Raw genomic sequence first — 12,935 nt, forward strand, 5'->3', positions numbered from 1 at the left:
CTACCACTCGATCTCCTGAATCGGCTTCGGATGCTCGTTGACTTCAATCGAGCGGATCTTGCCGCTTTTAACGCGGATGACTTTGTCGCCCATCGGCGTCAGGGCCAGGTTGTGCGTGATGACGATGACGGTCATCTGCTGTTCGCGGCAGGTATCCTGCAAAAGCTTCAGGATTGCCTTGCCGGTTTGATAATCCAGCGCGCCGGTTGGTTCATCGCACAACAACAGCTTCGGATTTTTCGCCAGCGCCCGGGCGATCGCAACCCGCTGCTGCTCGCCGCCGGAAAGCTGGGAGGGAAAATTGTTGCGCCGCTCCCGCAGGCCGACCGCCTCGATCGTCTGATCGACGTCCAGCGGATTCTTGCAGATCTGCACGGCCAGCTCAACGTTCTCGCGGGCAGTCAGATTCTGCACCAGATTGTAAAACTGGAAGACAAAACCAATGTCGTAGCGCCGGTAGGTCGTCAGCTGGCGGGCATCCATCTTGGACACTTCCTCGCCATCGACAAGAATCTCGCCGCTGGTGCAGGTATCCATCCCACCCAGAATATTCAAAATTGTGCTCTTGCCCGCACCGGAAGCACCGGCAATCACGACAAATTCACCTTTTTTAATCTGGAAACTGACCCCGTCCAGCGCCGGAATCTCCACTTCCCCCATCTTATACACTTTCCGGACGTCCCGGAACTCAATAAACTCGCTCATTGTTGATCTCCTTTCGCAGCCGGACTGAACATGCTCAAAAACAAACCGAAGTAAATCCGCAGCACCTCGCAAAGCTGGTTTTGATCCAGTTCGCCAGCTTGGGAAAAGACTTCGCGCACGCCTTGAAACAACGACGCGGAAAACATCCGGCACAGCGCGTGAAACTCAGCGTCCCGGTTGAATGGAAACAGCGCCCACTCTTTAGCCAGCACTTCCAATAAGGAAACAAGCCAGCTTGAAATCTGTTCGCTCAGATCGCTGTGCAGCATTAAAATCCGCATCTCCTGCGGCATCCGCACCGACAGCTCAGCCAGATCCAAAGCCAGCCGGTCAATTTTCGGCCGCAGCTCGCCGATGGATAAACCGACCGCCGTATTGGTCTGGTTCAGCGAAATCCGATCATCCGTCAAACTGCGCACCAACTGATCCAGCTGTGTCAGCGCCGGCGAGGTGATCGCCTGAATAAGCTGATCCTTGCTTTCAAAATAGCGGTATAAATTGCCGACCGTCATCTTGGCCTGCGCGGCGATCCGGCGCATCGAAGCATCCCGATAGCCATATTGCAGCAGCTCCTGTTTGGCGGCTTCCAGAATTTTATCCCGCTGGATTTCTTTCAATACCTGCGCCATAGTAAACCTCCGTTCATTATTCCAGTTACTAATAATATACGGTTGTTCACTGGCTTTGTCAATCGTTTAAAAATAGACAGATCTTCCCGGGTGTCCAAATTCAAAATTTTCTGAAATTTTGATCCTGACCCTTTTAGTTTATGCTCCTTGTTTTAGTCCAGATCGCCGATTCTGTCCCGACTTATTTTTTTAAATCGCCCCCGGTATTGCTCAGCACCGGCTTGTTTAAGCCAATGAATAAGACAGAGGACTCGCCTTATTCAAAATCCGGATTTCAGACTTCCTTCATCCTTAGAAACGTTTAAATGAAAAATCCCGCGGGATGCTTCATCCTGCGGGAGATCTTCTTTCCCTGATTCTAGAACGTTAAATCAAGCTTGCAAAATGATTCTTGCGAACAGGCGGCTCTGCGTTTCGCGCCCCTTCAGCATCGGACCATCCGGTTTATTCGCCCGCGAACTGACTGTTGTAGAGCTGACTGTAAAAGCCGCCCTGCTTCAATAATTCGTGATGGCTGCCCTGTTCCAGAATCTGACCGTGATTCATCACAAGAATCCGATCGGCCTGTTCGATCGTCGACAAGCGGTGAGCGACGATGAAGCTTGTGCGGCCCTGCATCATCTGATCGAACGCCGACTGCACCAACAGCTCCGTCCGGGTATCAATCGAACTGGTCGCTTCATCTAAAATCAGGATTTGCGGATCGCAAAGCAGCACCCGCGCGATACACAGCAGCTGTTTCTGTCCCTGCGACAGCGAAACAGTTTCATCCAGCAGCGTATCATAGCCCTGCGGCAGCTGATGGATAAAGTAATCAAGATGCGCCTGCCGGGCGGCCTTCTCCACATCCGCAAGCGAAGCGTCAGGCCGGCCGTAAGCGATGTTCTCACGGATTGTGCCGCGGAAGATCCAGGAGTCCCGCAGCACCATCCCAAAATGGGCGCGCAGCTCATGGCGGCTGAGCGTGCGGGTGTCCACGCCGTCCAGCCGGATCACCCCGCCGCCAATCTCGTAGAAGCGCATCAACAAGTTGATCAACGTCGTCTTGCCGCAGCCGGTCGGGCCGACGATCGCAATTTTCTGACCCGGCTTGACCGTGAGATTGAAATCCTCGATCAGCGGCTCGTTTGCCTGATAACGAAACGACACATGCTCCAGCCGCAGCTCGCCGCGGCCCTGTTTTCCTGACCCCTGATCTGCCTGATCGCTTTCCTGCGGCTGATCAAGCAGATGGAAAACCCGCTCGCAGCTGCTTAAGGAGGCCTGCAGCTCGGTAACGACGCCGCTGATTTCATTAAACGGCTTGGTATATTGCGAAGCGTAGCTTAAAAACGAAGTCAGCTGACCGACGCTCATGCCGCCGCCCAGCGCCGTCAGGGCTCCGATGATGCCGACGGCGGCATAGGCCAGATTGTTGACGAACCGCGTGCACGGATTGGTCAGGGAAGAAATGAACTGCACCTGCGTGCCAACCTGGTTAAGCCGCTGATTGATTTCATCAAAGGCCGCTTCCGAAACTGCCTGCTGATTGTAGGCCGCGACCAGGCTCTGTCCGTTGACCCGTTCCTCGGCAAATCCGGACAGCTCGCCCTTGATCCGCGCCTGCTGCTTAAACAAGCGCGAGCTGCGGGAAGCGATGAATGAAGCGACGCCAAAGGACAGCGGCGTGATGAGCACGACGGCCAGCGTGATTCCCGGATGGATCGAAAGCATGAAGCCCAGCGTGCCGACAATCGTGATCACGCCGGTAAACAGCTGTGTGAAGCCTTGCAGAAGACCGTCGGAGATCACGTCGATATCGTTGACCAGCGTGTTCATAAAATCTCCCTGCTGCGTTTTATCCAGCGTCGCCAGAGGCAGCGCGTGAAACTGCGCGAAGCATTGCATGCGCAGATCCCGGATCGTCCGGTAGCAGCAGACATTGGTGCAGCAGGTCATCAACAGCTGAAAGAGCGCGGCCAGAATCACAACGGCCGCCAGCGCGGTCAGTGTCTGAGTGACCCGGATAAAATCAACCTGCCCCGCCGCTACGATCGCATCGACCGCCTGACCGATGATCACCGGCGCGCTCAGCGTCATCGCAACCTGCAGCAGCGCGAAGACCAGCGCCATTGCCAAAAGCAAGCTATAAGGTTTTACATAGCGCAGTAAGCGCCGCAATAAAGCTGACTGACTCATCGTTGATCCTCCCTCGTCTGTGAACGGACGATTTCCTGATACACCGCACAGGTGTCCAGCAATTCTTCATGCGTCCCCTGGCCGACCAGCCGGCCCTGATCCATCACCAGAATGAAATCCGCGTGCCGGATCGAGGCGATCCGCTGAGATACGATCAGCACCGCGGGACTGCCCTCAATCTTTTTTAACGACTGCCGCAGCCGGGCGTCGGTTTGATAATCAAGCGCGCTGGTGCTGTCGTCCAGCACTAACAGAGATGGCCGGCCCACGAGCGCGCGGGCAATGCACAACCGCTGCCGCTGACCGCCGGAACAATTCTTGCCCCCCTGTACCAGCAGCGTATCCAGTCCCTGCGGCATAGCTTCGACAAAATCTCTGGCCTGCGCCAGCGTCAGCGCCTGCCATAACGCCGCGTCATCGGCGTCTTGATTGCCCCAGCGAAGATTCTCGCGGATCGTCCCGGAAAACAGCACCGCCTTCTGCGGTACAATCCGGATCTGACGGCGCAGGTCCGCTAATGAAAATTCCCTCAGCGGCACTCCACCCAGCCGGATCTCGCCCGCTGTCGGATCGATCAGCCGCGGCAGAAGCTGCACGATTGTGCTTTTGCCGCAGCCCGTTCCGCCGATCAGTCCGACGGTCTGGCGCGGCTGAATTGTAAAGCTGATCTGTTCGATCGCGCTTTCCCCTTCGCTGTAACCAAAGCTGACCTCATCCATCACCAGCACAGCATCCTTATCCTTTGACAGCTCCGTGATTCCGCCAATGATCGCCGGCTCTGTTTTCAAGACCGCTTCAATCCGGCCGGCCGAGGCGGCGGCTTTTGTGAAGATTACAAACAAATTGGCCAGAACGACCAAGGCCAGAAACATCTGCGTCATGTAATTGACCAGCGCAACCAGGTTGCCCTGACTCAAAGCGCCGCTGTTGACTTGAAAGCTGCCGCAGTAAAGCAGCGCGACAATGCCTAAATTGATGACAATCTGCGTTGCCGGGTTAAACAAGCCGCTGATCCAGCCGACGCGCATTGACGCTTGATAGCTCGCCTGGGCAGCTTCGTCAAACCGCTGCGTTTCCAACTGCTGGCGCGAGAATGCGCGGATGACGCGCTGACCTTCGAGGTTCTCCTGCGTAATCTGCGAAATCCTGTCCAGCTGCCGCTGCACAGCCTTGAAAAAATGCGAAGAACACGTCATCAACACCCCCAAAACCAAAGCGATCACGACGATCGCCGCCAGAAAGATCAGCGCCATCGTCCGATCGATCACCATCGCCATCGTCAACGACCCCAGCACCAGAAACGGCGCCCGGATCGCCAGCCGGATCAACATCGCGACGGCCTGCTGGACCTGATTGACGTCGTTGGTTAAGCGCGTGATCAGCGACGAAGAAGAAAACTGACTGACCTGCTGGGCCGAGAATAAATTGATCTGATGATACACAGCCCGCCGCAGCTCCGTGCCCATCCCCTGCGAACACCGCGCCGCAAAATACTGACACGTCAGGGAACAGGCGATGCCGACCAGTGCGAAGCCGACGATCACGCCGCCCTGGCGCAATATATAAGCCAGATCTTTCTGCGCGATGCCAACGTCGATGATCCGGGCCATCACCAACGGCACCAACAATTCAAAAATTGCTTCCGCCAGCTTGAACAACGGGCCGAACACGAGTTCTTTTTTAAAATATCGGAAATACGAAACAATCGTTTTCATACAAACTTCTTCCTTTCAGACTTCACTTATTATACCAGCGCCCTTGATATAGAAAAAATATTGGTTTACTATATAAACTATACTTAAATCATATAGGAGGATCACGATGGAACTGCGTCAGCTCGAATATTATGTCGCTGTTGTCCAGCATGGCAGCATCTTACAGGCCGCTTCCGCGCTGAACTTATCCCAGCCGCCGCTCAGCGTGGCGATGAAGCAGCTGGAACAGGAGCTCGGAACGCCGCTGTTTTTCCGCGGAGCACGGCGGATCCAACTCACCGCGGCCGGCGAGCGCTTTTATCAGCGGGCCCTGGACATTCTCAGCCTGACGGAAGACACGCGCCGGGAGATCACCGGCTATGCCCAGGGACAGGGGGGCGTCCTGCGCCTGGGCGCGGTCTCCTCCTCTGCCGCTTCCTTATTATATCCAAGACTTTTCCGTTTCGCTGCACGGCATCCGAAAATGCGATATCAGATCGACGAAGGCAATACGTTTGAACAGTTGAACAAACTGGCGGCAGGCCTGATTGAAGCCGCGATCGTGCGCACGCCCTTTTACGACGCTTCGGTTCACGTCCTGGAGCTGGACGCCGATCCGCTGGCCGTCGTCGTCCGGCGGGAAACGGATCAATTTCCAGATGATCAGATCACAATCCGGCAGTTAAAGGATCAGCCGCTGGTTTATTACCGCCGCTTCGCGGCCCTGTTAGCGGAGGAATGCGAAAAGGAAGGCTTCACGCCTTCCCCGCTTTGTCTTAATGACGATGCCCGGACTTCGATCCAATGGGCGCAGGCCGGACTGGGCACGGCTATCGTGCCCTATTCCTCCGCCGGCTTCATTGATCTGACGCAGATGTCCGTCAAGCCGATCGCCTGCGAACGGCTGGTCACCAAAACGTGTCTGATCTGGTCGAAAAAGCGGCCGCTTTCCGCCGCGACCGCGTTGTTTCTGGATTTTCTCCGTCAGGATTCCAAGGTTGACGTATAGATCGCCTGGATATCGCGCAGGATTTCCGGATGCCGGAATTCCCGGTAATACACCATGTTGATTTCACGCACCATCGTCATGTTTTCAATCGGCAGCGTCACCAGCTTTTTCTTCTGCACCTCACTGCGGCAGGCATTTTTCGAGATGATCGTAACGCCCATGTTGGAAGCGACGAGTTCTTTGATCACGACGACGCTGTCGATCTCCATGATCACGTTGAAATCATGGATGCTTAAATTTTGTGAGATCAGATGACTTTCAAACAGACTGCGGGTACCGGCGCTGGAGGAACGCAGAATGAAGTTTTCATTCCGCAGCTCGCTCAGCGATACACTTTGCTTTTTGGCCAGCGGATGATTGACCGAAACGGCTACGCACAGCGAATCGGTGTCCAGCAGGATGGAAGTGAAATGCGGGGCGGTGATATTGCCCTCGATGATCGCCAGATCCGCCTCGTACATTTTGAGTTTATTATAAATATTATTTATGTTATCCGTAATAATATTAATATGAACGTTAGGATGCTCGTTGCAGTATTTCGCAAATAAATGCGGTACGATGTTGTTCTGGGCGGTCGGCGTGATGGCCAGCGTCAGGCTTTTCACCTGGCTGCGGACGTCGCTTAACGCCTGGCGCAGATTCTCGGAAAGCGCGTAAGCCCGCCGTGCATACTTGATCAGCACCTCGCCTTCCGGGGTCGGAACCAGCTGACGGCGGTTTTTATAAAAAATCTTAATGCCGAATTCCTCCTCCAGCAGTTTGATGTGATGGGTGATCGCCGGCTGCGTTAAAGCCAGCTGTTTCGCCGTTTTGGTATAATTGCCGCATTCCACTAACGCCAGCAATGTTTTAATCTTGGGATCAATCATCAGGTCATCCTCCTATTATTAAATATATTTATAATATACAAAATATTCATAATTTGATTTTATCCTCTTTGATCCATATAATCAAGTAGGAAACGACAAGGGGGAATTCAAACGATGTTAAGTTCATTTAATTTACAGCCCAATTCCGAGCTGGGGCTGTGTCTGGCGATTATTTTGTTAAGCGGGTTTCTGTTAACCCGGATCACAAAGCTGCTGAAGCTGCCCAATGTGACAGCTTATATTTTGACCGGCGTGCTGTTAGGGCCGTTCTGCTTCAACGTGATCCCGACGGAAATCATCAACAGCCTCGGTTTTGTCACCGACGTGGCGCTGGGCTTTATCGCTTTCGGCGTCGGCCGCTACTTTCTGTTTCATGAGTTGAAGCGCAACGGCATCAATATCCTGATCCTGACGTGCTGCGAAGCGTTGATCGCCGCGGTAGTCATCATCTTCGTGATGGTTGTGATCTTCCGCCAGCCGCTGGCCTTCGCGCTCTTGTTGGGGGCGATCGGATCGGCGACCGCGCCGGCTTCCACGATCATGACGATCCGGCAGTATCAGGCCAAGGGCGATTTCGTCAATTTAATCCTGCAGGTCGTCGCGCTGGACGATGCGGTATCCATTCTTGCCTTCAGCGTCTGCGCGGCGATCGCGGAAGCGCTGGTTCAGCACTCGGCGATGAATCTGATGGTGTTTATCGAGCCGGTCTTAACCAACGGTTTAGCGGTGGTCATGGGCATCGGATGCGGTCTGATCATGAATAAGATGATTACGGAAAAACGTTCCGATGATAACCGTCTGATCATCGCGGTGTCGATGATCTTAATTATGAGCGCGCTGTGCACCGCGTTGGATGTCTCGCCGCTGTTGTGCTGCATGGCAATGGGCGCGGCCTATCTGAATTTATCCAAGGATATCCAGCTGTTCGATCAGGTCAGCAGCTTCACCCCGCCGATCATGACGATCTTCTTCGTCGTCAGCGGCATGAATCTGAATATTCCGGCGCTGCGGTATGTCGGCTTGATCGGTCTGGGGTTCTTCTTCTTCCGCATTGTCGGCAAGCTGATCGGTTCATGGATCGGTTGTTCCCTGATCCAGGCGCCGGCCACGACGCGAAAAACTTTCGGTCTGGCACTGGTGCCGTCAGCCGGCGTCGCGATCGGTTTAGCGGCTCTGGGCCAGCGGATCTTGCCTGGCGAATATGGAACGTTGTTGTCCACGGTCATCCTGTCGACGGCGATCCTGTATGAAATCATCGGCCCGCTGTGCGCGAAGACCTCGTTAATCTTATCCGGTTCCATTCCCAAAGAAAATCTGCATCCTGCCCATCACAAACATTCTCATCAGGCCGCGGTCTGACTCTCTTAACCAGAAACGAGTGGAAACGTCTGGGGTTATCCCCTTCGCTTCCACCCGTTTTCTTTTGCCTTGTTTTCAGCGCCCTCTTCCGTGAAAAATACAACCCTCGCAATCGGGTGGCGCCAATCGAATCAGACAGAAAGCATAAAAAAAACAGCGTCGTGAAACGCTGTCTTCATCCTTACTTTCTCAGGCCCAAGCGCTGAATCAGATCACGGTAACGGTTGATATCCGTGTCGCGCAGATAAGCTAAGAACTTTCTTCTGCGGCCGACCATCATCATCAGACCCCGTGTGGAATGGTAATCCTTCTTGTGTTCCTTTAAATGTTCTGTCAGACGGTTGATCTGCGCTGTCAGAACGGCAACCTGAACCTCAACGGAACCGGTATCGCCTTCAAAACGAGCGTATTCTTTAATGATCGCGGTCTTTTCTGCTTTACTTAACATGTGTTTTCCTCCTATATCGTTAAGACCTGATGGACCGAGCGTGCCGACGGAGTCATCGTGCATCCCAGTTCAACAGCGTGTTAATCATAGCATAAACATCCCCTGCTTGACAAGTCTTATTTTCATCTGATCCTGCTTTATGAAGCGGTTTAGGAGCCAGAGGGCGCAGTCAGGACACAGGGAGCAATGCTTGTGTTTTGCCCCCGGATGAAGGTATAATAGGACAAGAGGTGATACGATGAGTAAAATTGCATGGATCGGAACCGGGGTCATGGGTAAGTCTATGGTTTCCCATTTATTGAATCAGGGCGATGAGGTCACCGTCTACAACCGGACGGCCGCCAAAGCGGAAGCATTAAAGGAAAAAGGCGCGCAGGTCGCTTATTCCGTTGCCGAGGCCGTCAAGGATGCGGACTTGATCTTCACGATCGTCGGTTTCCCGAAAGATGTCGAAGAAGTTTATGATGAAATCTTCAAAGCGGCCAAGCCGGGGGCCATCGCGGTCGATATGACGACATCCTCCCCTTCGCTGGCGGTGAAGCTTCATCAACAGGGAAAAGAGCATCAGATCCGCGTATTGGACGCGCCGGTTTCCGGCGGGGACAGCGGCGCGGCGGCGGGCACGTTGTCGATCATGGTCGGCGGCGAGGAAGCGGATTTTAACGCCTGCCTGCCGTATTTCAACAAGATGGGCAAATCGGTGCTGCGGATGGGACCGGCAGGCTGCGGCCAGCATACCAAAATGGCGAATCAGATCGCAATCGCCGGCACGGTCAGCGCAGTGGCGGAAGCGATCGTTTATGCCAAGGCGAACGGTCTGGATCCGGAAAAACTGCTCGGAGCCATCAGCAAGGGCGCGGCCGGCAGCTGGCAGATGAGCAACAACGGCGTCAAGATGCTGCAGCAGGATTATAATCCGGGCTTCTTCATCAAGCATTTCATCAAGGATATGCGGCTGGCTAAGGAAGCGGCAACAGCGCAGAACGTAGAGCTGCCGGTGCTGGAAATCGTGCTTTCCATGTACGAACAGATGCAGGATGAGGGCGAGGGCGATCTGGGTACTCAGGCCATCATCAAGCATTACGAAAAATAGCTTCTTTTCGACCTTCGGATGTTTCCGGAGGTTTTTTAGTGGATCATCTTGACCTCAATGGAAAAGAAGTTTCTTAATCCAGAAACTCCTCCAGTACCGTATTTAGAAGCGCCATACCGGCTTCGGTCGGCATCAGGCGGTTCTCCGTCATTCTGAGCCAGCCCTGCCTGATTCCTTTCTGCACCGCATCCGGGTAGACCTCGCTCAGCGGCAACCCGAACTTCTGTTCAAAGTCAGCCAGCGATAACCCCCATGCGGTGCGCAGATTCATCATCACCATTTCGAACATCTGATCCCGCCGCGACAGTTCGATCGTTTCCCCGATCCAGTGTCCTTTAAAATATTCCTGAAAATTGCGCGTGTTGTCATAACGAAAAGAACTCAGCTTCCCGCTGGCGCCCAACCCGACGCCGTAAAAATCATCATAGTTCCAATAATGCAGATTATGCCGCGACGCATAGCCGGGCTTCGCAAAATTGGATATTTCATAATGTTGATAACCGGCCTCGGTTAAAACCCGGACTGCTTCAAAATACATGCTGGCTTCGGTGTCCTCGTCCAATGGCCGCTGACCGGTTCGGCCGAATTCGCTGTGTTCCTCAATCGTCAGCGCATACAGCGAGCAATGCGGAATGTTCAGCGACAGGACGTCCTTGAGTGTTTTTTTCCATTGCGCCCTCGTCTGACGCGGAAGGCTGTAGATCAGATCGCAGGAAATATTCGTCAAGCCGGCCTGCTGAAGCTGCCGCACCGCCTGACGTGCCTGAGCGAATGTATGCCGCCGGCCGATCTGCTTCAGAATTTCATCGTCGCAGGATTGCAGGCCGAGCGATATCCGGTTGATCCCGCCCTTTACCAAAATTTCGATCAGTTCTGTGCTGATCGCTTCCGGATTGGCTTCGATTGTGACCTCCGCCGCCCCTTGAAGATAAGGCTGAAGCAAGTCCAGCAGCCGCCGCAGCTGATCGAGCGATAAAGCGGTCGGCGTGCCCCCGCCGATATAGACCGTTTCCATACCTTTGCAGGGCACCCGTTCTTCCAGTTCTCTGGCCAACTGCGTCAAATACTGATCAGCCAGTCCGGCGTGGTAGCGCACGCGGGTGAAATCGCAGTACGCGCAGATTCCCTGACAAAAGGGAATGTGAACATACAGCGCGCGATTCTCAAAGGTAGCGGCGGCGCACATCGGCAAACTTCTCCCGGATGACTTCCTCTGCGTCCCATCCCTGATCAATGCAGATCGACATCGCGTATATCAAAACGTCGGCGACCTCGCTTTTCACGGCGTCCCAGTCCGGCGTTTCCTCGGTCTGAATAAAGCATTCCAGCAGTTCCCCGGCTTCGGCAAAAACCGACTTGGCTAAAATCGCCGGCGTGTCGGTTTGATCCCAGCCGCAGTCGATCCGCAGCTGTTGGATTTCATCTGATATTGCCATAACTCTCCCCTGACCTTTCTTCGCTCATTCCTATTTTTAAACCCATCAATCAAAAAAACAGGCGGGGCGCTGAAACCTGTGAAAGGATGATCCAATCGCTGAGGTTCGCCTGCCGCCGGCCTGTTTTTATTTATCGTCGTCCATCGACAGGACAGCCATGAACGCTTCCTGCGGAGTGTGATTTTTATTTACATACAGGCAATTTTTTTATGAAGCTTATAAACTATATCAAAAAAAAGAAAAAAGATCAATTTACAGATATTTTTCTAAAAACTGTGCAAAGAAAACCTATGAAATAAGAATTTTGAATCAAAAGTTAATGATTGCTGGTATTTCATGTTTTGTTATAATGTTTAATCCAAAATCAAAAACATATAATTTATCTATAGCATGAATATAGATTTTTGAAAATTTACACTCATATTCATTCATAATTTTATTGATATCATTCATAATATCTGTAAACATATCTTCATTGCCCGCTAATTCACAATATATAAACAAGTCATTTTCTTTGAATTTTCTATATCCATCTCCATTCAATTTATTAAGTTTGTTTTGCACTCTTTCTTTTAATACACTTATATCTTTGTTGATTAATCTCCCACAATATCCATCATCACCTTTATAACATAATATTCCATTATCTAATGCATCTTTTGTTTCTTCGTCCCATCCTACGTTTTTCATTTCATTAAATCTTTTATCTTTGTCTTTATTTTCTTTCTCCCAGTATTTGACTGCTAATGACCAAAGCTTCATATCTTTTTCCCGAATTGCTTGAACAACCTCGATTCCTATATCGTGAGTCTTCGATTGCAAATCTGGTCTATCCAATTTCTCAAATTTACAATTTTTCAATTCTGGAAAAACGGATTCTAGTATTCTGATTGCTTCTTTCTCGTCTTCGTGGTTTCGCATAAACATCCTCCATTATTGTATTATACCAAAAAAAGCCCCACCCTCCGCAAAGGAAGGTGGGGTATTTGTTATTTTTCTTCTAATTGTTTAATTCTGTTGTCATGATCAGCAAGCTGCAGATCATGCTCAGTCAGCCGTTCATCCTGAGCTTCATTGTGTTCCCAGATCCGGCGATGGCTGGCAGAATTCTTTTCTGTAAAATCGCTGAACTCTTTTTCCAGCCGTTCCGCAACCGCAGTCAGTTTTGTGATCGCCGTGTTTAACTTAATCATCGGAGTTGCCAGTGAAATAAACAAAGTAACAAGCGTGGCAAGCACGCCAACAATGGCCCATTCGTTCATGAAGCTACTCCTTCGGCTTGTCCTGCTTAGCGAAATAAAAGGTTACGATCATCGTAACCAGTGGAACAAACTGCTCAGCAGAGACCATCCTGCGAAAAAAGCCGGCTACCATTGCAGCCACCATGATGATGGAGATGATCGACTTTAAATCGACCAACTTGGAGATACGTTTCTTAATGTCTTCCATTTTAATTTCCTCCTCTAGTCCTTCAGGACTTCAATTCCGTAATCGATTGCACAGTCATGTTCAATC

14 protein-coding genes are annotated in these 12,935 nt (G+C 52.1%); 3 read left to right on the top strand and 11 right to left on the bottom strand.

Annotated features, from left to right (window positions below):
- The 4 genes from I2D94_RS13650 to I2D94_RS13665 all read right to left on the bottom strand — a co-directional run bounded on the left by I2D94_RS13650 (position 1) and on the right by I2D94_RS13665 (position 5,227).
- Positions 1–705 (bottom strand): ABC transporter ATP-binding protein, encoded by a 705-nt coding sequence (locus tag I2D94_RS13650; RefSeq protein ID WP_072683453.1) that lies wholly within the window; start codon positions 703–705, stop codon positions 1–3.
- A complete protein-coding gene (locus I2D94_RS13655; protein WP_195397309.1) occupies positions 702–1,334 on the bottom strand; it encodes a TetR/AcrR family transcriptional regulator in 633 nt (210 codons plus the stop codon). The genes I2D94_RS13650 and I2D94_RS13655 overlap by 4 nt, the downstream gene beginning before the upstream one ends.
- Positions 1,335–1,778: 444 nt before the next feature.
- A complete protein-coding gene (locus I2D94_RS13660; protein ID WP_195397310.1) occupies positions 1,779–3,512 on the bottom strand; it encodes an ABC transporter ATP-binding protein in 1,734 nt (577 codons plus the stop codon).
- Positions 3,509–5,227 carry an ABC transporter ATP-binding protein gene (locus I2D94_RS13665; RefSeq protein ID WP_195397311.1) on the bottom strand — a complete coding sequence of 573 codons (1,719 nt, stop codon included), beginning with the start codon at positions 5,225–5,227 and terminating at the stop codon, positions 3,509–3,511. Before I2D94_RS13665 ends, I2D94_RS13660 begins: the two co-directional genes overlap by 4 nt.
- Before the next feature lie 106 nt (positions 5,228–5,333).
- Between I2D94_RS13665 and I2D94_RS13670 the strand changes: the two genes are divergently transcribed.
- Positions 5,334–6,215 (top strand): LysR family transcriptional regulator, encoded by an 882-nt coding sequence (locus I2D94_RS13670; protein ID WP_072683457.1) that lies wholly within the window; start codon positions 5,334–5,336, stop codon positions 6,213–6,215.
- Here the strand turns inward: I2D94_RS13670 and I2D94_RS13675 are convergent.
- On the bottom strand, positions 6,191–7,084 hold the full coding sequence (locus I2D94_RS13675; RefSeq protein WP_072683458.1) for a LysR family transcriptional regulator: 894 nt from the start codon (positions 7,082–7,084) through the stop codon (positions 6,191–6,193). The genes I2D94_RS13670 and I2D94_RS13675 overlap by 25 nt on opposite strands.
- 114 nt (positions 7,085–7,198) lie before the next feature.
- On the opposite strand from I2D94_RS13675, the gene I2D94_RS13680 reads away from it, so the two are divergent.
- Positions 7,199–8,443, top strand: a complete 1,245-nt coding sequence (locus tag I2D94_RS13680) for a cation:proton antiporter (protein ID WP_195397312.1) — start codon at positions 7,199–7,201, stop codon at positions 8,441–8,443.
- Positions 8,444–8,624: 181 nt separating this feature from the next.
- On the opposite strand, the gene rpsO is transcribed toward I2D94_RS13680, so the two are convergent.
- A complete protein-coding gene (gene rpsO / locus I2D94_RS13685; RefSeq protein WP_072683460.1) occupies positions 8,625–8,891 on the bottom strand; it encodes a 30S ribosomal protein S15 in 267 nt (88 codons plus the stop codon).
- A gap of 238 nt (positions 8,892–9,129) precedes the next feature.
- Here rpsO and I2D94_RS13690 point away from each other — a divergent pair, with 238 nt between their 5' ends.
- A complete protein-coding gene (locus I2D94_RS13690) occupies positions 9,130–9,984 on the top strand; it encodes an NAD(P)-dependent oxidoreductase (protein WP_195397313.1) in 855 nt (284 codons plus the stop codon).
- Between the two features lie 73 nt (positions 9,985–10,057).
- Here the strand turns inward: I2D94_RS13690 and hemW are convergent, their stop codons facing one another.
- The 5 genes from hemW to I2D94_RS13715 form a co-directional block, all read right to left on the bottom strand.
- Positions 10,058–11,170 carry a radical SAM family heme chaperone HemW gene (gene hemW, locus I2D94_RS13695; RefSeq protein ID WP_195397314.1) on the bottom strand — a complete coding sequence of 371 codons (1,113 nt, stop codon included), beginning with the start codon at positions 11,168–11,170 and terminating at the stop codon, positions 10,058–10,060.
- Complete coding sequence (locus tag I2D94_RS13700; RefSeq protein ID WP_195397315.1) at positions 11,148–11,420, bottom strand: MazG nucleotide pyrophosphohydrolase domain-containing protein; 273 nt, start codon at positions 11,418–11,420, stop codon at positions 11,148–11,150. Before I2D94_RS13700 ends, hemW begins: the two co-directional genes overlap by 23 nt.
- Positions 11,421–11,729: 309 nt before the next feature.
- The gene (locus I2D94_RS13705) at positions 11,730–12,341 is read right to left on the bottom strand and encodes a hypothetical protein (RefSeq protein WP_195397316.1); all 612 of its coding nucleotides are present in this window, start codon (positions 12,339–12,341) and stop codon (positions 11,730–11,732) included.
- 68 nt (positions 12,342–12,409) lie between these two features.
- On the bottom strand, positions 12,410–12,682 hold the full coding sequence (locus tag I2D94_RS13710) for a hypothetical protein (RefSeq protein ID WP_195397317.1): 273 nt from the start codon (positions 12,680–12,682) through the stop codon (positions 12,410–12,412).
- A gap of 4 nt (positions 12,683–12,686) precedes the next feature.
- Entirely contained in the window at positions 12,687–12,869 is a 183-nt protein-coding gene (locus I2D94_RS13715) for a hypothetical protein (protein WP_195397318.1), read from the bottom strand.
- Positions 12,870–12,935: the final 66 nt, after the last annotated feature.

Source organism: Holdemania sp. 1001302B_160321_E10 (assembly GCF_015552275.1).
Taxonomy (GTDB): Bacteria; Bacillota_I; Bacilli_A; order Erysipelotrichales; family Erysipelotrichaceae; genus Holdemania.